General features: G+C 55.4%; 18 protein-coding genes and 1 other RNA gene. 15 read left to right on the forward strand and 4 right to left on the reverse strand.

Annotated features, from left to right (window positions below; genetic code table 11):
- The first annotated feature begins 116 nt into the window (after positions 1-116).
- From zapE to YERSI8AC_RS09395, 8 genes are all read left to right on the forward strand, one after another.
- Positions 117-1,313, forward strand: coding sequence for a cell division protein ZapE (zapE, locus tag YERSI8AC_RS09360; RefSeq protein ID WP_138800073.1), 1,197 nt, complete (start codon positions 117-119; stop codon positions 1,311-1,313).
- A gap of 184 nt (positions 1,314-1,497) precedes the next feature.
- On the forward strand, positions 1,498-1,926 hold the full coding sequence (gene rplM / locus YERSI8AC_RS09365; RefSeq protein WP_022523919.1) for a 50S ribosomal protein L13: 429 nt from the start codon (positions 1,498-1,500) through the stop codon (positions 1,924-1,926).
- Positions 1,927-1,939: 13 nt separating this feature from the next.
- Complete coding sequence (gene rpsI / locus YERSI8AC_RS09370; RefSeq protein WP_022523918.1) at positions 1,940-2,329, forward strand: 30S ribosomal protein S9; 390 nt, start codon at positions 1,940-1,942, stop codon at positions 2,327-2,329.
- A 208-nt stretch (positions 2,330-2,537) separates the two neighbouring features.
- A complete protein-coding gene (petA, locus tag YERSI8AC_RS09375) occupies positions 2,538-3,137 on the forward strand; it encodes a ubiquinol-cytochrome c reductase iron-sulfur subunit (RefSeq protein WP_022523917.1) in 600 nt (199 codons plus the stop codon).
- Positions 3,137-4,396 carry a cytochrome b gene (locus YERSI8AC_RS09380; RefSeq protein WP_009287783.1) on the forward strand — a complete coding sequence of 420 codons (1,260 nt, stop codon included), beginning with the start codon at positions 3,137-3,139 and terminating at the stop codon, positions 4,394-4,396. Before petA ends, YERSI8AC_RS09380 begins: the two co-directional genes overlap by 1 nt.
- Positions 4,396-5,163, forward strand: coding sequence for a cytochrome c1 (locus YERSI8AC_RS09385; protein WP_159176636.1), 768 nt, complete (start codon positions 4,396-4,398; stop codon positions 5,161-5,163). The genes YERSI8AC_RS09380 and YERSI8AC_RS09385 overlap by 1 nt, the downstream gene beginning before the upstream one ends.
- 149 nt (positions 5,164-5,312) lie before the next feature.
- Positions 5,313-5,939: a stringent starvation protein SspA gene (gene sspA / locus YERSI8AC_RS09390; protein ID WP_007114711.1), complete on the forward strand. Its 627-nt coding sequence runs from the start codon at positions 5,313-5,315 to the stop codon at positions 5,937-5,939.
- 66 nt (positions 5,940-6,005) lie between these two features.
- Entirely contained in the window at positions 6,006-6,512 is a 507-nt protein-coding gene (locus YERSI8AC_RS09395; protein ID WP_009287785.1) for a ClpXP protease specificity-enhancing factor, read from the forward strand.
- Between the two features lie 88 nt (positions 6,513-6,600).
- Here the strand turns inward: YERSI8AC_RS09395 and YERSI8AC_RS09400 are convergent, their stop codons facing one another.
- The 4 genes from YERSI8AC_RS09400 to YERSI8AC_RS09415 form a co-directional block, all read right to left on the reverse strand.
- The gene (locus tag YERSI8AC_RS09400) at positions 6,601-7,173 is read right to left on the reverse strand and encodes a BON domain-containing protein (protein ID WP_022523916.1); all 573 of its coding nucleotides are present in this window, start codon (positions 7,171-7,173) and stop codon (positions 6,601-6,603) included.
- A gap of 64 nt (positions 7,174-7,237) precedes the next feature.
- The gene (locus YERSI8AC_RS09405; RefSeq protein ID WP_007114714.1) at positions 7,238-7,828 is read right to left on the reverse strand and encodes a phosphoheptose isomerase; all 591 of its coding nucleotides are present in this window, start codon (positions 7,826-7,828) and stop codon (positions 7,238-7,240) included.
- 86 nt (positions 7,829-7,914) lie between these two features.
- Complete coding sequence (locus tag YERSI8AC_RS09410; protein WP_022523915.1) at positions 7,915-8,286, reverse strand: YraN family protein; 372 nt, start codon at positions 8,284-8,286, stop codon at positions 7,915-7,917.
- Positions 8,276-9,784 carry a penicillin-binding protein activator gene (locus YERSI8AC_RS09415; protein ID WP_159176637.1) on the reverse strand — a complete coding sequence of 503 codons (1,509 nt, stop codon included), beginning with the start codon at positions 9,782-9,784 and terminating at the stop codon, positions 8,276-8,278. The genes YERSI8AC_RS09410 and YERSI8AC_RS09415 overlap by 11 nt, the downstream gene beginning before the upstream one ends.
- Positions 9,785-9,898: 114 nt before the next feature.
- Between YERSI8AC_RS09415 and rsmI the strand changes: the two genes are divergently transcribed.
- The 7 genes from rsmI to YERSI8AC_RS09450 all read left to right on the forward strand — a co-directional run bounded on the left by rsmI (position 9,899) and on the right by YERSI8AC_RS09450 (position 17,088).
- Entirely contained in the window at positions 9,899-10,756 is an 858-nt protein-coding gene (gene rsmI / locus YERSI8AC_RS09420) for a 16S rRNA (cytidine(1402)-2'-O)-methyltransferase (protein ID WP_159176638.1), read from the forward strand.
- 32 nt (positions 10,757-10,788) lie between these two features.
- Positions 10,789-11,147: RNase P RNA component class A (gene rnpB / locus YERSI8AC_RS09425), an RNA gene on the forward strand.
- A gap of 74 nt (positions 11,148-11,221) precedes the next feature.
- Entirely contained in the window at positions 11,222-12,178 is a 957-nt protein-coding gene (rsmH, locus tag YERSI8AC_RS09430) for a 16S rRNA (cytosine(1402)-N(4))-methyltransferase RsmH (RefSeq protein WP_159176639.1), read from the forward strand.
- 8 nt (positions 12,179-12,186) lie between these two features.
- Positions 12,187-12,522 carry a cell division protein FtsL gene (gene ftsL / locus YERSI8AC_RS09435; protein WP_022523909.1) on the forward strand — a complete coding sequence of 112 codons (336 nt, stop codon included), beginning with the start codon at positions 12,187-12,189 and terminating at the stop codon, positions 12,520-12,522.
- Complete coding sequence (locus tag YERSI8AC_RS09440) at positions 12,519-14,225, forward strand: peptidoglycan D,D-transpeptidase FtsI family protein (protein ID WP_022523908.1); 1,707 nt, start codon at positions 12,519-12,521, stop codon at positions 14,223-14,225. The genes ftsL and YERSI8AC_RS09440 overlap by 4 nt, the downstream gene beginning before the upstream one ends.
- A gap of 17 nt (positions 14,226-14,242) precedes the next feature.
- Complete coding sequence (locus tag YERSI8AC_RS09445) at positions 14,243-15,736, forward strand: UDP-N-acetylmuramoyl-L-alanyl-D-glutamate--2,6-diaminopimelate ligase (protein WP_159176640.1); 1,494 nt, start codon at positions 14,243-14,245, stop codon at positions 15,734-15,736.
- Positions 15,736-17,088 (forward strand): UDP-N-acetylmuramoyl-tripeptide--D-alanyl-D-alanine ligase, encoded by a 1,353-nt coding sequence (locus YERSI8AC_RS09450; RefSeq protein WP_159176641.1) that lies wholly within the window; start codon positions 15,736-15,738, stop codon positions 17,086-17,088. Before YERSI8AC_RS09445 ends, YERSI8AC_RS09450 begins: the two co-directional genes overlap by 1 nt.
- Positions 17,089-17,102: the final 14 nt, after the last annotated feature.

Below are 17,102 nucleotides of genomic sequence, written 5' to 3' on the forward strand. Positions count from 1 at the left end.
GCCGGTTGGGTCAATCCGCTCATGCGCTTAGATGTCTCTACAGGTATAATCACAACCCTTTCAAGGTTGCCAGTCATGTACTGGCGGCTGCCTTACATGCTGTGGGAGGCGAGTGCATGTTATCAACAACTGCGAGTAGGGCATCGTCAAAAACGCGCCCTGCATCGCCTATAGAGCGCTATCGGGCGGACTTAGAGCGCGATGATTTTCAATATGATGCAGCGCAGGAGTTGGCCGTAAAGCATCTACAGCGGCTCTATGATGAGCTTGTCGCTGCGCCAACAACCGTTCCCAAAGCTCTGGTTGCGAATAAGGGGCTCCATAAAGGGTTAAAAGCCAAGATGGCGGGTTTCATGGGCAAGAAATCCTCATTGGCTGATGAGCCTGTCTTGCCTGATATCCAAGGCCTCTATTTTTGGGGTGGGGTAGGGCGGGGCAAAACCTACTTGGTCGATACCTTTTATGAAGCCTTGCCCTTTCCCGACAAAATGCGTACCCATTTTCACCGCTTTATGCAGCGTGTCCATAACGAGCTGACCCACTATAAAGGTGAAAAGAATCCACTGACCCTAATCGCGGGTAAGTTTGCCACTGAGGCGCGTGTTATTTGCTTTGATGAATTTTTCGTCAAAGATATTACCGATGCGATGATTCTTGCCAACTTGCTAGAGGCGTTATTTGAGCGCGGAGTGGTATTGGTGGCGACCTCTAATATCGTACCTGATGATTTATATAAAGATGGCCTGCAGCGGGCGCGCTTTTTGCCAGCCATTGAGCTTGTGAATCGTCATTGTGAGGTGGTTAATGTCGATTCAGGGGTGGATTATCGACTGCGCGCATTGGAGCGTGCGGCCATCTTCTACTCGCCGCTGGATGAAGCGGCTGAGCGCGAACTATCGCGTAGCTTTCGGGAAATAGCCGGGCACAAAGGCGAGTCAGAGGCGTCGCTAGAGGTAAATCACCGTGTGTTGAAAACGCGTCGGCTGCATGATGATGTCGCTTGGTTTGAGTTTCTTGAGCTGTGTGACGGGCCGCGCAGTCAAAATGACTATATTGAACTGGCCAGGGAATTTCATACGGTGCTGGTTTCCAATGTGAGGCGTATGAATGCCAAGCAGGATGATCAGGCGCGCCGCTTCATCAATATGGTCGATGAGTTTTATGATCGTGGCGTCAAACTACTGATGTCCGCGGAAGCGCCGATTGAAGAGCTGTATAGCGATGGCAAGCTCACGTTCGAGTTCCAGCGGACTTTGTCGCGTCTACAAGAGATGCAGTCCAAGGAGTACTTGGCGCTGGCGCATAAGCCTTAAAGCCTGACGGGGTGTCGGGTCAGTAAAAAAGTCACGATACGGCTTAACTTGTCAGTAGCCTTACTGTAGAATGCCGCCTCGCTGCATGTTGCTGGGTTAAACCAGCAACCAAAAAGAATAGGGATGGTGCTTCGCCGTACAACGGTGTAAGTCACCCAATACATTTAATCTGGTGATTTCATCCATGAAGACGTTCAGTGCTAAGCCGCAGTCCGTCCAGCGCGACTGGTATGTAGTCGACGCTACGGACAAAACGCTCGGTCGTCTGGCAACCGAGATTGCTCGCCGCCTACGTGGCAAGCATAAGCCCGAATTTACCCCTCACGTTGATACTGGCGACTACATCGTCGTGATCAACGCAGAGAAAGTCCACGTAACTGGTAATAAGGCGAAGGCTAAAACCTATTACCGCCACACTGGTTACCCGGGCGGTCTGCGCTCTATGACATTCGACAAAATGCTTGATCATGCGCCCGAGCGTATCATTGAGTCTGCCGTTAAAGGTATGTTGCCGAAAGGTCCCTTGGGCCGTGCCATGTACACGAAGTTGAAAGTGTACGCTGGCGACGAGCATCCGCATGCTGCCCAACAGCCGCTTGAACTGAACCTCTGAGGAAATCTTCGCCATGACACAGCAGTATTACGGTACCGGGCGCCGCAAGACTTCCACCGCTCGCGTGTTTATGAAGCCGGGCTCTGGCAAAATTACTGTCAACAACCAAGACCTTGACCTCTATTTTGGTCGTGTTACCGGTCGTATGGTTGTTCGCCAGCCGCTTGAACTGACTGAAACCCTGAACCAGTTTGACATCTTCGTGACTGTCGCTGGTGGTGGTGGTTCTTCTCAAGCTGGTGCGATCCGTCACGGCATTACACGTGCCCTGATGAACTACAATGAAGACCTGCGTCCTTCGCTACGTGCCGCTGGCTACGTAACGCGTGATGCACGTCAAGTTGAACGTAAGAAAGTCGGTCTGCGCAAAGCACGTCGTCGTCCGCAGTTCTCGAAGCGTTAATTTTTACGCTATGCGGAAAAACGCCCAGGTCATCGACCTGGGCGTTTTTTATTGGAATATCAAAAAATTATATTGCTCGTACCACTATGGTCACGAGCGGTTGTTCTTGTGCACAGCGCTTTGTTTTTTTACCATAGAGCGTAATTAATATTCGTCGCCGCAAGACGCCTTTGTGGCGGAACGGGTAAGCTGATGGGAGAAACCTGAAATGGCAGATAACGGCGTAAACAAAGGCCGACGCCGTTTCCTCGTAGGCGCCACCTCCGTTGTGGGTGCGGTAGGTGCTGTCGGGGTAGCGGTACCCTTTGTGGCTTCTTGGCAGCCTAGTGCCAAAGCAAGAGCGGCGGGTGCTCCCGTTCAAGCAGATATTTCCAAGCTTGAGCCTGGGCAGCGTATGACCGTTGAGTGGCGTGGTCGGCCAATATGGATCATTAATCGCACGCCGGAAATGATCGAGCGTACTGAGTCGCTGAGCGGTGAGCAACTGGCCGATCCGGATTCGGAAGAGCCACAACAGCCCGCTTATATCGAGGGTGGATTGCGCTCTATCAAGCCCGAGATTGGGGTGTTGATCGGTATTTGTACTCACCTAGGCTGTTCGCCGTTATTCCGGCCTGAACCCGACGCAGAGGGCGTAGGCGTTGATAACTGGCCGGGTGGTTTCTTCTGCCCATGCCACGGTTCCCGCTTTGATTTGGCTGGTCGCGTATTTAACAACGTTCCTGCGCCGACCAATCTTGAGGTTCCACCCTACCGCTTTGAGAATGACGATATCATTATCGTCGGCGAAGATGAGGAGACTGCCTAATGGGTAATCCGAATAAAGCCAAGGCGGAAAAAGGCCTCATGCGTTGGGTGGATGATCGCTTCCCTGCTACTCAGATGTGGCAAGAGCACCTCTCCAAATATTACGCGCCGAAAAACTTCAATTTCTGGTACTTCTTTGGCTCGTTAGCGCTGCTGGCGCTGGTCAACCAAATCCTCACCGGGGTTTGGTTGACCATGAGCTTTAACCCCTCAGCTGAAGGTGCCTTCGATTCCGTCGAATACATCATGCGTGATGTGGAATGGGGGTGGTTGATTCGCTATATGCACACCACGGGGGCCTCCGCCTTCTTCCTCGTTGTCTATCTGCATATGTTCCGTGGCCTTTTGTACGGTTCTTATAAAGCCCCGCGCGAGTTAGTGTGGGTCTTCGGCATGACTATTTACCTGGTGCTAATGGCGGAAGCCTTTATGGGTTATCTGCTGCCGTGGGGGCAAATGTCCTACTGGGGGGCGCAGGTGATTATCTCGCTGTTCTCAGCGATTCCGGCGATCGGCCCTGACCTGGCACAGTGGGTGCGTGGTGACTTCCTGATTTCAGGCATTACCCTAAACCGCTTCTTTGCACTGCATGTGGTTGCGCTGCCAATCGTTATTCTGGCACTGGTTGTGCTGCACATCATTGCTTTGCATGAGGTGGGCTCGAATAACCCGGACGGCATTGATATCAAGCAGAAGAAGGATGAGGCTGGTGTGCCGTTGGATGGAATTCCTTTCCACCCTTACTACACGGTGAAAGACCTTGTCGGTGTGGCAGTGTTCCTGTTCGTTTTCTGCGTAGTGGTGTTCTACTTCCCCGAAGGTGGTGGCTACTTTATTGAGCGGCCTAACTTTGATCAGGCGAACCCGCTGCAGACACCAGATCACATTGCCCCCGTTTGGTATATGACACCGTTCTACGCCATTCTCCGCGCCATCACCTTCTCGGTCTTTGGTTTAGACGCCAAGTTCCTAGGGGTTATCTTTATGGGCGCGGCGATTGCAATCCTGTTTGTTCTGCCCTGGCTGGATCGTAGCCCCGTGCGCTCTATGCGTTACAAAGGCTGGATGTCGAAAGTCATGCTGCTGCTGTTTGCTATCAGTTTTGTCATCCTGGGTGTTTTAGGTGTGTTGCCATCGACAGAGGGTAGAACACTGCTAGCCCAGGCGTGCACCGTGATCTATTTCGCCTTCTTTGTCTTGATGCCGTTCTACACCAAGCTGGAGAAGACTAAACCCGTTCCGGAAAGGGTGACTGGCTAATGAAAAAGTATCTATTTGGACTCCTTTTCGCCTTAGTGCCAGTAACCGCGATGGCTGCGGGGGGCGGAAGTGTGCCTCACTCGATGGATCCTGATCTGCATGATCAGGCCTCGTTGCAAAATGGCATGAAGCTCTATGTTAACTACTGCATGGGCTGTCACTCGCTTAACTATCAACGCTTTTCGCGTGCGGCAGACGACTTGGGGATGCCTCAGGATTTGGTTGAAGAGAATTTGATTTTCTCGTCAGATTTGGCTTACAACGATCAAATGCATAACGCCATGAACAGCGGTGATGCGGAGGGTTGGTTTGGTGCGCCGCCGCCCGACCTGTCGCTCAAGACGCGTGTGCGTGGGACCGATTGGATTTACTCTTATTTGCTCGGTTTCTACAAAGATCCTAGCCGTCCCACGGGCGTTAACAATACGGTGTTTGACCTAGTGGCAATGCCGAACGTGTTAGAGCCTCTGCAGGGCGTGCAAGAGCTGGTATGTGCTGAAACCGATCACCCGGTAGAAGGGCAAGAACCGGATGCGTTATCGGGCAAGTATCAGTCTTGTAACGTGCTGCAAGTGACCGAGCCGGGGGAGCTCGAACCTGCGGAATTTGAGGAGGCGATGTATGATCTTACTAACTTCCTGGCTTATGTAGGTGAGCCCTCCAAGCTTCAAGCACAGGCGCTGGCACCTAAAGTACTGATCTTTATTTTCATTTTTGGTGTGATTGCTTACCTGCTCAAGCGCGAGTACTGGCGAGATATCCACTAATTAGCAGTAGCTGATGGTCAGTGGGGCGCACGGCGTAAGTCGTGCGCCTTTTGCTTGTCAGCATGGCAGTAAAGCAAAGCAAGCTGGCTTCCCCTAAGGTAGCGCTGGCGTGTTATTATCCAAGATTGTTTTGATGTGAGGATGCTTTCATGGGTGTTGTGGCCAAACGGTCGTCGATGATCTTTTACTCAGGCAGTGATGATCATTTCAGTCATCGTGTGCGCATTGTGCTGGCCGAGAAGGGGGTTGCCGTCGACATCGTCGATGTACTCGACGAAAAACCACCGGAAGAGCTGGCAGACCTCAATCCGTACAACAGCGTACCGACGCTGTTAGATCGTGACTTGGTGCTGTATGAGTCCAAAGTTATGATGGAGTACCTGGATGAGCGTTTCCCGCATCCTCCGCTATTGCCTGTTTATCCAGTAGCGCGTGCGCAAAGCCGCCTATGGATGCACCGCATTGAGCGCGAGTGGTGCCCAATGGTCGACCTGATTCGCAGTGGTGGAAAGAAAGAGGCAGATAAAGCGCGTAAAGAGTTGCGTGAAAGTCTGATCGGCATATCGCCAATTTTCGAGGATATGCCTTACTTCATGAGCGAAGAGTTTACGCTGGTGGATTGTTGTTTAGCGCCTGTATTGTGGCGTTTGCCGGAACTCAATATCGAATTGCCCGAGAAGCAGGTTAAGCCGCTGCTGTCCTACATGTCGCGAGTATTCGAGCGTGAAGCGTTCAAGGCATCTTTAAGTGAGCGTGAAAAAGAGATGCGCGCTTGAATTCATTTGGCTCCTTTGTGCTTGATAAGGGCAGGGAGCCTTTCTTGTAAGGAGGAGGGAGTCTAGATGAAATCGAGTCGCCCCTATCTCGCCCGAGCACTCTATGAGTGGTTGCTGGATAATGAGCTAACGCCTTACCTGGTGGTTGATGCTACCTTGCCTGGCGTTGAGGTGCCCCGTCAGTTTGTTCAAAACGGTCAGATCGTTTTGAACGTGGCGCCGACTGCGGTACGTGATCTTTTTATGGAGAATCAGGCGATAGGCTTTAATGCGCGCTTTGGCGGGCAGCCTATGCAGGTAATGATACCGACTCCGGCCTTAATCGCTATTTACGCCCGTGAGAACGGTGCAGGAATGGTCTTTGGTCATGAGCCTGAGCTAGGTGATGGAGCCGACTCTTTTGGCGCTATTGAGGACGAAGAGAAGCCCTCTAGTAAGCCTGAGCTGTCGATCACAGAGCCCGTCTCCGAAAAGAGTGACAGTGACTCAACGGCGTCAGCGGATACGTCTGAAAAAGAGTCTCAAGCTAAGAGCAAGACGAAGAAAAAACCCACCCTGCGGGTCGTTAAATAACACCCTGGGGTGTGCCGCCCACAAAAAAGCCTCGCTTATTAAGCGAGGCTTTTTTGTGGCTGCTAAAACGCAATGGGAAAACAGTGGATTAGTCTAGGTAATCAAATACTTTTACGATTCGTTGTACACCACCAACCGAGGAAGCGGCATTGACGATACGGTCAGCCTCTTCCCGGGTCACGCGGCCCATCAGATATACGCTGGCATTTTCGGTTGTGACTTTGATTTTTGAAGAGTCGATGCGGTCGTTGGTTGCCAGGTGGCTGACGACATTCGTGGTGAGCCATGTGTCGGTCAGGCGCTGGCTGGCCGGTAGGCGAGCGGCGATGGTGAGTTCGTTGTGGATGTCAGTAACACCGCGTAGGTTGCTGGTAACTTCACCCGCCATATCGCGAAGCTCTTCACTGGGTACTTGGCCCACCAGGAGCACAACGCCGTTATAACTGTGGGCACGAATGCGGGCATCGCCTAGCCGGGCGTCAGCACGCTTTAACGCGTCATCAACTTCACGCTCAATGGTGGTGTCGATGGCTTCAACATCGTCGCTACGCTGAGCATAGTTGGACTGATTGGAGGCTGAGTTGTTAGCGCAGCCGGTAATGAAGAGTGCCGCGCAAAGCGCAACGGCCATGAAGCCGCGGGGGGAGAGGCGTTGGGTCATCGTATGACTCCTTTGATGCTAGCAGTTAAAGACATCGTGGTTGTTAACACAGTACAAATGGCGACTAAGCGCTGCCAAACAACTGTTCATCGATAAGATCGCATAAACAGTGAATCACCAGCAGGTGAACTTCCTGGATGCGGGCCGTTGATGTCGCCGGGACGCGAATCTCGCAGTCATCCTGGCCTAACAGTGACGCCATATCGCCACCGTCGCGGCCGGTAAGGGCAACTACGGTCATATCGCGATCATGGGCGGCTTGAATGGCCTGCACAATATTGCCCGAATTGCCACTGGTGGAGATGGCCAAGAGTACATCACCGGGCTGCCCGAGGGCGCGAATCTGCTTTGAAAACACCTCGTTGTAGCTATAGTCGTTTGCGATTGAAGTGAGCGTGGACGTATCAGTGGTGAGTGCCAGTGCGGGTAGGCTAGGGCGTTCTCGCTCAAAGCGGTTGAGCAGTTCAGAGGAGAAGTGTTGGCTGTCACCAGCGCTGCCGCCATTGCCGCAGGCAAGAATTTTTCCTTCGCTGACAAGGCACTGCACCATCATTTGGCTAGCCACTTCAATGAACGGCGGAAGTACTTCGCTGGCGTACGTCTTGGTGTCGATGCTAGCGTTGAAGTGGCCGAGTATCCGAGATTGAAAGTCCATCAGGGCTTCCTGGTTGAATAGTGATAAAGAGTGTTTTTTAAAGACCGTTTTTAAAGCCAGTTTATACAAACAGCTTTAAAAAACAGTCAAAAGGCATCAAAGGCAGCTTTTACCCAGTGAAACTCCAGGTTGGGCGGCTTACCCGTTATGGCCAGGATATCAAAGCGGCAGGGTGAAGAAAGCCCGCCGCGGGCGATATAAAGCCGTGCTGCACGCACCAGGCGCTGTTGCTTCTGATAAGTGACGGTTTCCAGCGGGTGGCCGTAGCGCGTCGTGGTGCGGTGTTTGACTTCAACAAAGACGAGAATATCGCCATCGCGCATTACCAAGTCAAGCTCACCCCCTTTCACGTAATGATTCTGCGTGACAAGGGTGAGCCCCTGTTGGCGCAGCCATTGAGCGGCAAGCTGCTCAATGGCTGCGCCGCGGGCACGGGCAGTGTGGGCGTTAGTCGTCACTTTCGATCAGGTTAGGAATTAAAATAGGTGATGGAACGCCATTCTGGAATTTAGCCCAGGGCAGCTCGCGGTAGATGCGGCCATCGTCGCTTAAGTAGAGAGTGCCGGTGCTGCCATGAAGGCCGTTCAGCTCGCCAAGGTTGGAAAAGCGGATAGCCAGCTCGTAAGCATCAACGCCCATTGCCATCAGGCGGAACATGGAAGCGTCTGATTCATCCCGCAGGCTTTGGTAGGTAGATGCAAAGGGCAGAGCCTCTTCGCCACCAACGGCGGCGTCGGGGATTTGCCAGGGAATATCAACGAACATGACATCGTTTAGATCTTGATCGAGGCGAGTCTGTAGGCGTCCTTCATGCAAGTGTGAGGTGGCATAGATTGGCAGATTGGGAGCGTAGTAGTAATCCATAGTCGGCGGTACCTGGCGCGCATACTCGGGCAGTGCGAGCAGGAATAGGGCGTCAATATTGCCTAGGCGCGCGCGATCACCGCTAACACTGAGCGCGGTTTGTACGGCATTGGAGACCGAGCTATCCGGGTTATAGCGCACGGCGTTGGTGATTTCGCCACCCTGGCTATGCCACTCATTCCAGAAGGCTTCGCCTACGCGTCGGCCCCAGCCGTTATCCGGAACCATCATGGACATTTGGCGGTGCCCGTCCTGCCAGGCGCGGCGGGCAACTTGGCGTGCTTCGTCTTCAGCTGAAAGGCCGTACTGGAAGAGTCGCTGGGCTTGATTGTTATCACCGCTACCATAGTTGAGTGCCAGTGTAGGGAGCGGCACGCTATCGCGCTGTTCTAGCTGGGTAACTCGATCCTTATCCAGCGGGCCAATAATTAACTGCGCATTCATTTGTTGGGCGCGGTCATAGAGCTCATCCATCGAGTAGCGCGAGGTGTCCAGGAAGCTTAGCTCGACGTTGCTGCCCTTGGCGTCATGGTGCTGCCGCATAGCCGAAGCGATAGTATTGGCGACGCTGCTAAGCGGGCCTGATTCGGGCAGTGCTACCACGATGCGGCGTATTTCCTGACCCTCAAGCTCTGGCAGCGCAACGCTCACTGCGCCGCTGGGCTGATCAAGCGCCTCACGGGCCCAGCGCTGGCGTTCTTCAAGCCGCTCCTGCTGGTTAGCCTGCATCGGCAGCTCGTCGCCGAGTACCTGAGTGGCGCGCAGCACGGCACGGGGTTCATTCAACGCGCGGGCAAGCTCGGAAAATAGCAGTGCCCAGCGTACCCGGTCGGGTTCTGAGAGCAAGCTTTCATCAATCCCATCGGCGGTTTCGAAGGCTTTGTCGCGCTCACCTTGACGGGCCAGAATATTAGCCGCTTCCAGGCGTGTTTTTGCGGCTTGCTCTGGCGCTTGCTGTTCCGCTTGGCTGAGTAGCTGGCCAGGGTTTTCATCGGGCACTCGATCTACCACGCTAGGCGATTGCATCGCACAGCCAGCAACGAGAAATGCCACAAGGGCAGCGGCGAGTAAGCCACGTAATGACTGTTTCATGTATCCTTCCTTAGGTTTCCATTTGCGCTGTCGCTGCTTGTCAGCGATTGACCAAGCCACTGCACAAGCATAGCGCACCAGCAGGGCAAGCCATCAACGAATTGAGAGTCAACAATGACAGACGATAATCCGGGCACATTGTACGTGGTTGCTACGCCAATTGGGAATTTGGATGACTTAACCGCGCGTGCCGCTCGGGTGCTGGGCCAAGTGACACGTATTGCTGCTGAAGATACCCGCCATAGTGGCCGCCTGTTGGCGCACTTGGGGCTCAACAAGCCGATGCTCTCTTTGCATGAACACAACGAAGCGCGCCGGGTAGATACTTTGGATAGCTATCTCGCTGCAGGTGAAGATATTGCCCTGATCAGTGACGCCGGGACACCGTTGATTAGCGATCCCGGCTTTGTGCTGGTACGTGAGTTGCGGGCACGCAATCGCCATATTGTGCCAATTCCCGGCCCCTGTGCGCTGATTACTGCGCTGTCAGGGGCGGGCCTGCCGACAGACCGCTTTGTATTTGCCGGTTTTCTGCCTGCCAAGCCAGGCGCAAGGCGCCAAGCATTGGAGGGTTGGAAAACCCGCGAAGAGACGCTGGTGTTTTATGAATCTCCCCATCGTATCGTGCATACCCTTGAAGCGTTACAGGCGCAAATGGCGGATCGCGATGTGGTATTGGCGCGTGAGCTAACTAAAACCTTCGAAACGTTTTTGCACGGTACGCCTGCATCGTTACTGGAGCAATTGACTGCCGACCCTAATCAAGCCCGCGGTGAATTCGTGGTGATTGTTGCCGGGGCTCCGCCGGTTGAGCAGAGTGAGCATCAGGATATATCAGCGGACGCCTTGCTGGAGGCACTGCTGTCAGAGGGGGTTGGCGTGAAACAGGGCGCTGCAATTGCCGCGCGAATGCTTGGTGGTCGTAAGCAAGTCTGGTACGCGCGTTTGCAAGCAATCAAAGGTGAGCATTGAGGCAAGTCGAGGGCGCTGGTATGCTTGCCGCCGGAGTTGGCCAGACAGTCGCCGCTAATACCCCTTAAAAGGTGTTGGGGGAGGAAAGTCCGGGCTCCATAGGGCAGAGTGCCAGGTAACGCCTGGGCGGCGTGAGCCGACGGAAAGTGCAGCAGAGAGTAGACCGCCTAAGCCTTTCGGGGCCGGTAAGGGTGAAAGGGTGCGGTAAGAGCGCACCGCGCGCCTGGTAACAGTGCGTGGCATGGTAAACCCCACTCGGAGCAAGACCAAATAGGGATCCAATGGCGTGGCCCGCGCTGGATCCGGGTAGGTTGCTTGAGCGCTGTGGTAACGCAGCGCCTAGAGGAATGGCTGTCCACGACAGAACCCGGCTTATCGGCCGACTCCCCCACTTACGTACCAGAGCGTGTCCGCACGCTCTTTATTACGCTGTACGCTGTCACTATCATTTTGTGTGAGAAAAACATGCCTTCTCCTGACGCTGAACAGGTTGCTAACTGCTTTCGCCATACCAGCGTACTACTGGAAGGTGCTGTCGATACTCTGGTGCACGATGCGCGAGGCGTCTATTTAGATGGCACCTTTGGGAGGGGCGGTCACTCACGCTTGATCCTTGATCGTCTGGATGCTCAGGGCCAACTGCTTGCGATGGATCGCGATCCCCAAGCGATTGCCGCGGCCGCTGACATAGACGATCCACGCTTTCAGATTGCCCAGCGAGAATTTGCTCAGCTCGCCGAGTTTGCCCGTGAACAGGGCGTATTTGGCAAGCTTTCCGGTGTGTTACTCGATGTTGGCGTGTCGTCGCCTCAACTAGATGACCCCGAGCGCGGCTTCAGCTTTATGCGCGATGGCCCGCTAGATATGCGTATGGATCCTACCCAAGGGCAAAGTGTGGCTGATTTCCTGGCCCGGGCCAGTGAAGCAGACATTGCCTACGTGTTTAAAACCTACGGCGAAGAGCGCTATGCCAAACGTTTGGCCCGCGCTGTGGTCACTCGCCGGGTCGAGAAGCCGTTTACCCACACGGTGGATTTGGCCGAGGTATTAAAAGTAGCCCACCCCGCCTGGGAAAAGGGACGCCATCCTGCCACCAAAGCGTTTCAAGGGCTGCGTATTTTCGTCAACGGCGAGCTGGAGCAGTTAGACAGTGCTTTAGACGCCGCGCTAGAGACGCTGGCACCTGGTGGTCACTTAGTGGTTATCAGCTTTCACTCGTTGGAAGATCGTCGCGTGAAGCGCTTTATTCGCCACCATATCCGCGGCGATACCGACTTGCCGCGAGGGGTGCCGATTCGCGATGATCAAATGAATCGGCGTCTTGAAGCGCTAGGCAAAGGTGTGCGGCCAAGCGAGGAGGAAGTGGATGCCAATCCCCGCGCACGTAGTGCCGTCATGCGGGCTGCACGCAAACGGATGTAAATGTCATCATGAGCATGGATCGGATTGAGCAGTGGGCAACCACGCTACGCACCGAATGGCCTTTCAGGCTGCGTTTACGCGCCTGGCCGGTAGCTATTACGCTACTCTTTCTACTCTGCATGGCCTCCGGGCTGGGCGTGGTTGTCACTACCCATATGACGCGGGTTCAATTTGCTCAGCTGCAACAGCTGGAGCAAGAAGAGAACCAGCTGCAAACGGAGTGGGGGCAACTGCTGCTCGAGGAGGGCGCATGGTCGACACCTGCCCGTATTGAACAAATTGCCACTGATCGCCTGGGTATGCGAATCCCCGATGTCCATGATGTTGAGGTGATTCGACCATGAGAAGCGAACGTCGAGGCGGTACCTCGCGTCAGGCGCCGATTGCCCCTCCGCTCGGCAGCGGGCGGTTCATGTTTATTCTGCTTGCGATTGGCTTGGCATCGGCTATTTTGATTGGTCGGATTACCTTGCTGCAGGTCATTGACCGTCCCTTTCTGCAAAGCCAGGGCGACGCGCGTACTCTTCGTCACGAAACTATCCCCGCCCACCGCGGCATGATTACAGACCGCAATGGCGAACCGTTGGCGATTTCCACGCCAGTGGTCACCCTCTGGGCCAATCCGCAAGAACTGCCCGACGATGCTATACAGCGTGTAATGCTGGCTCAGGCGCTAGGTATGACGCTGGGTGACTTTGAGGCGCGGGTAGCGCGCTTCAGCGAGCATGAGTTCATGTATTTACGTCGTCAGATGACCCCCGCGGCGGCCCAGCAGATTCTAAACCTGCGCACGCCCGGCGTTTACCCGCAGCGTGAATATAAACGCTACTATCCCGCTGGCGAGGTCGCCGCCCAACTGCTGGGGGTAACCAACGTTGACGATGTTGGTCAGGAGGGGCTGGAGCTTGCTTATCAGCCTTACCTGGCAGGGCGACCTGGTCAGCGGCGGGTCATTAAAGATCGCCGCGGGCGCCTGGTGCGCGAGCTGGGCGTTATTGACGAAGCCCAGCCAGGGGGCGAACTGACCCTCTCTATTGATCAACGCATCCAGTATATGGCTTACCGGGAGCTGCGCGCAGCGGTGGCTGAGAATGAGGCTGATGGCGGCGTGCTGGTGATGATGGATGCCCGTACGGGAGAGGTGTTGGCTATGGCTAACTTGCCCTCCTACAACCCTAACAACCGAGCGGGGCTTGATCCGCGTGGGTTACGTAACCAAGCGTTGGTCGATGTATTTGAGCCCGGTTCGGTGATGAAGCCGCTGGCCATGGCTGCCGTGTTAGAGAGTGGCGTGGTGGACCGCGACGCTGTGGTCGATACCTCGCCCGGTTGGATGCGATTGGATCAGTTCACCATTCGCGATTTCCGTAATTATGGCGAACTGGATTTGGCTGGCATTCTGGAACACTCTTCGAATGTGGGGATGTCCCGACTAGCGCTGCGGTTGAGCGATACGGCGATTTGGGAAAAGTATAACCAGTTAGGGCTGGGGCAGGCACCCGGAACCGGTTTTCCTGGCGAGTCCACTGGCAGCTTACCGGCGCCGGTTCGCTGGTCGCGCAGCGAGCGGGCGACGCTCTCCTACGGTTACGGCCTATCCGTGTCAGCGGTGCAGTTGGCGAGTGCTTACACGGCGCTAGCCAATGATGGCGTGCGTTTGCCGCCTTCGCTGTTACGCCTTTCTGAGCCACCCCAAGGCATCCCCGCGATAGAGCCCACGGTTGCCAATGACCTGTTGCGAATACTGGAAACTTCCGTTGCGGCCTATACCGGCGGGCGGCGAGCTCGTGTCGAGGGTTATCGTGTTGGCGGAAAAACGGGCACGGTGCGCAAAATAGGCCAGCAGGGCTATACCACCGATGCCTACCGCAGCGTTTTTGCCGGTATTGCGCCTATTTCCGACCCGCGTATTGTCACAGTGGTAATGATTGATCACCCCAAAGCAGGCGAATTTTATGGCGGCGCTGTTGCCGCACCGGTTTTTTCCAGCGTGACGGGGAATGCTTTACGCTTGCTGGACGTCCCGCCGGATCACGAGGCGGAGTAGTTTTTTAAGGAGATGGCATGACGCTGAGTCCAGGCGAAATATTAACGGCGCTCGCGAAAGTATGGCCCAAGTCACCACTGCCCGCTGACCTGCCCAAGCTGCCGGATCAGGTGCGCATTGAAATGAACTCGCGCAAGCTTGCCAAGGGCGACATTTTTGTGGCCGTGCCTGGTAGCCAGCGTGACGGACGCGATTTCATCGAGCAAGCCCTTGAGGCTGGGGCTTCGCTTGTTTTAGCGCAGGGGTCTCACGGCGATGTACAGCTTGAGGGGCGGGTGTTGAAGCTACCGCATTTGTCGTCGCGCTTAGGCGAGCTAGGTAGGGCACTGTACCAGGTGCCTAGTGATCTGGAAGTCATTGCGGTGACCGGTACCAATGGTAAAAGCTCTGTTACTCACTATATTGCTGCCCTCAGCGAAGCGTTGGGAACACCTGCGGGTCTTGTCGGCACCTTAGGTGTGGGGCGTCCTGGCGAACTGAGCGATAGTGGTTTAACCACGCCTGGCCCCTTGGCGCTGCAGGCGACGCTGGGTGAGTTGGCCCAGCAGGGGGTGAAGCGCGTTGCCCTCGAAGCCTCTTCCCACGCTCTGGATCAGTACCGGTTGGAAGCGGTCAACGTCAGCGTAGGGGTGTTTACCAATCTGACCCGCGACCATTTAGATTATCACGGCAGCATGGCGGCCTATGCGGCCTCGAAAGCCAAGCTGTTTCGCCGTTCTGAACTTAGCTTGGTGGTGGTGAATGGTGATGACCCCTTGGCGCGCTTAATGCTGGCTGGTGCTAGTAGCCGCGTACGTGTGCTGGCCACCGGGCAAGACGAGGCCGTTACCCTGCGGGTGCTGGACTGGCAGGCATTCGAGCAGGGGCAGCAGGCGATGATTGCGACCCCCGACGGTGAGAAAATGCTGCGCTTAACGTTAATGGGGCGCTTTAATTTAGATAACGTCCTGCTAGCGATGGCTGTGCTGTATGGGTTAGGTGAATCCCTCGATGCGCTGTTTGATGCAGCGACAACGCTTTCTCCGGTGCCGGGGCGTATGGAGCGCTATGGCGATGTGGGTGCTCCCAGTGTGGTCGTGGATTATGCCCACACACCCGATGCCCTACAGAGTGCCCTTCAGGCGCTACGTGCTCACTTGGGGGACGCGGGTAAATTGTGGTGTGTGTTTGGCTGCGGCGGGGAGCGTGATGCGGGTAAGCGAGCCGAGATGGCCCGGGTCGCCGAGCAGTTGGCAGATCACATCGTTGTCACTGACGATAATCCGCGAAATGAATCTGCCGCGCAAATCCGTGAGCAGATTCTGAGCGGGTTCTCAACGGCGGTGCAACCGATTGAAATCGCTGAGCGCCGCGAGGCTGTAGCCGCGGCTATTCAACAAGCTGGCGCCCAGGATGTGGTGCTGGTCGCCGGGAAAGGGCATGAGGCGTATCAGGAGATACAGGGGGTACGCCATCCTTACGCCGATAGCGAAGAGATTCAGCGCGCCTTTGCCCAGCGGAGAGCGCAGTAATGCATTGGGCTCTTGGTCAAGTGGCCGCCGCGCTCGGCATCGAAGCACCGTCAGGCAGTGCTCGGTTAATCATTCACTCTGTTGTTACCGATAGCCGTAAAATTGAGCCTGGCTGCCTGTTTGTCGCGTTAAAAGGCGTCAATTTTGACGGCCACGATTTTGTCGAGCGTGCCCATGCGCTCGGCGCGGCAGCGGCGTTGGTCGATGCACCTGTTGCCAGCGACTTACCCCAGTTGGTGTGTCCCGATACGCGCTTAGCCCTGGGATTGCTAGCCGGTGCACATCGACGTGCATGGCATGGGCCCTTGGTAGCGGTCACCGGCAATAGTGGTAAAACCACGGTTAAGGAGATGTGTGCGGCACTGCTGACGCCTTTGGGCGAGGTGTTAGCGACTGAGGGGAATCTGAACAACGATTTCGGTGCGCCGCTGACCTTATTACGATTGCGCCAACAGCACAAAGTCGCCGTGATAGAGTTAGGCGCTAATCATCTGGGTGAAATCGCCTGGACGGCGCCGCTGTCACAGCCCGATATTGCGATTATCACCAATGTCACCGGCGCCCATGTGGGTGAGTTTGGCGGCATGGGGCAGATCGCCCAGGCGAAAAGTGAACTGCTCGCCGGGCTAAGCGAGCAGGGTACGGCCATATTGAACCGCGATGATCGCTACTACTCCTTTTGGGCTTCGCGTGCGGCCCCAAGGCGAGTGGTTAGCTTTGGCTTTCATCCCCAGGCAGATGTCAGCGCCTCAGCGCTTTCCTGTGATCCTCAAGGGCGGTATGCTTTCACGCTACTGCAGCATGGTCAGGCGCTGGGCCAAGTGCGTTTACCGCTACTTGGCAAGCATAATGTCAGCAATGCCTTAGCTGCGGCTGCCGCGGCATTAGCGCTGGGCGTGCCGCCAGAGCAGATCATTACGCGCTTGGGTGCATTGCAAGCGCTAGCGGGTAGACTAACCGTAGTGCCCGGTTTGCGGGGGGGCAAGCTACTGGATGATACTTACAATGCCAACCCCGGGGCGGTCAAAGCCGCTCTGGATACGCTGGCAAGTTTCCCGGCTCCACGCTGGTGTGCGTTGGGCGTAATGGGCGAGCTGGGAGACGAGTCGGCAGCGCTGCATGCGGACATTGGCCGTTACGCTGCAGAGCTTGGCATTGATCAGCTGTTGACGCTGGGCGACGCGGCACGCGCTGCCAGCGAGGCCTTTGGTCGTGGGCTGCATTTTAACGATCACGAGGCGCTAACGCGTCATGTCACTAATACTTTGCCGCCGGACACCACCTTGCTGGTGAAAGGGTCGCGCAGTGCGGGCATGGAACATGTCATCAATGCACTGCGTTCGGATAAATAAGGTAAACGCCGTTC

This window comes from Halomonas sp. 113 (assembly GCF_904067645.1).
Classification (GTDB): Bacteria; Pseudomonadota; Gammaproteobacteria; order Pseudomonadales; family Halomonadaceae; genus Vreelandella; species Vreelandella titanicae.

Excerpts from the sequence above, each read along its gene's own strand:
- YERSI8AC_RS09450 (WP_159176641.1), top strand. The coding sequence starts at position 15,736 with ATGCATTGGGCTCTTGGTCAAGTGGCCGCCGCGCTCGGCATCGAAGCA.
- zapE (WP_138800073.1), top strand. The coding sequence starts at position 117 with ATGTTATCAACAACTGCGAGTAGGGCATCGTCAAAAACGCGCCCTGCA.
- ftsL (WP_022523909.1), top strand. The coding sequence starts at position 12,187 with ATGAGCATGGATCGGATTGAGCAGTGGGCAACCACGCTACGCACCGAA.
- YERSI8AC_RS09400 (WP_022523916.1), bottom strand. The coding sequence starts at position 7,173 with ATGACCCAACGCCTCTCCCCCCGCGGCTTCATGGCCGTTGCGCTTTGC.
- YERSI8AC_RS09445 (WP_159176640.1), top strand. The coding sequence starts at position 14,243 with ATGACGCTGAGTCCAGGCGAAATATTAACGGCGCTCGCGAAAGTATGG.
- sspA (WP_007114711.1), top strand. The coding sequence starts at position 5,313 with ATGGGTGTTGTGGCCAAACGGTCGTCGATGATCTTTTACTCAGGCAGT.
- YERSI8AC_RS09415 (WP_159176637.1), bottom strand. The coding sequence starts at position 9,784 with ATGAAACAGTCATTACGTGGCTTACTCGCCGCTGCCCTTGTGGCATTT.
- YERSI8AC_RS09440 (WP_022523908.1), top strand. The coding sequence starts at position 12,519 with ATGAGAAGCGAACGTCGAGGCGGTACCTCGCGTCAGGCGCCGATTGCC.
- YERSI8AC_RS09380 (WP_009287783.1), top strand. The coding sequence starts at position 3,137 with ATGGGTAATCCGAATAAAGCCAAGGCGGAAAAAGGCCTCATGCGTTGG.
- rpsI (WP_022523918.1), top strand. The coding sequence starts at position 1,940 with ATGACACAGCAGTATTACGGTACCGGGCGCCGCAAGACTTCCACCGCT.
- petA (WP_022523917.1), top strand. The coding sequence starts at position 2,538 with ATGGCAGATAACGGCGTAAACAAAGGCCGACGCCGTTTCCTCGTAGGC.
- rsmH (WP_159176639.1), top strand. The coding sequence starts at position 11,222 with ATGCCTTCTCCTGACGCTGAACAGGTTGCTAACTGCTTTCGCCATACC.
- YERSI8AC_RS09405 (WP_007114714.1), bottom strand. The coding sequence starts at position 7,828 with ATGGACTTTCAATCTCGGATACTCGGCCACTTCAACGCTAGCATCGAC.
- YERSI8AC_RS09395 (WP_009287785.1), top strand. The coding sequence starts at position 6,006 with ATGAAATCGAGTCGCCCCTATCTCGCCCGAGCACTCTATGAGTGGTTG.
- rsmI (WP_159176638.1), top strand. The coding sequence starts at position 9,899 with ATGACAGACGATAATCCGGGCACATTGTACGTGGTTGCTACGCCAATT.
- YERSI8AC_RS09385 (WP_159176636.1), top strand. The coding sequence starts at position 4,396 with ATGAAAAAGTATCTATTTGGACTCCTTTTCGCCTTAGTGCCAGTAACC.
- rplM (WP_022523919.1), top strand. The coding sequence starts at position 1,498 with ATGAAGACGTTCAGTGCTAAGCCGCAGTCCGTCCAGCGCGACTGGTAT.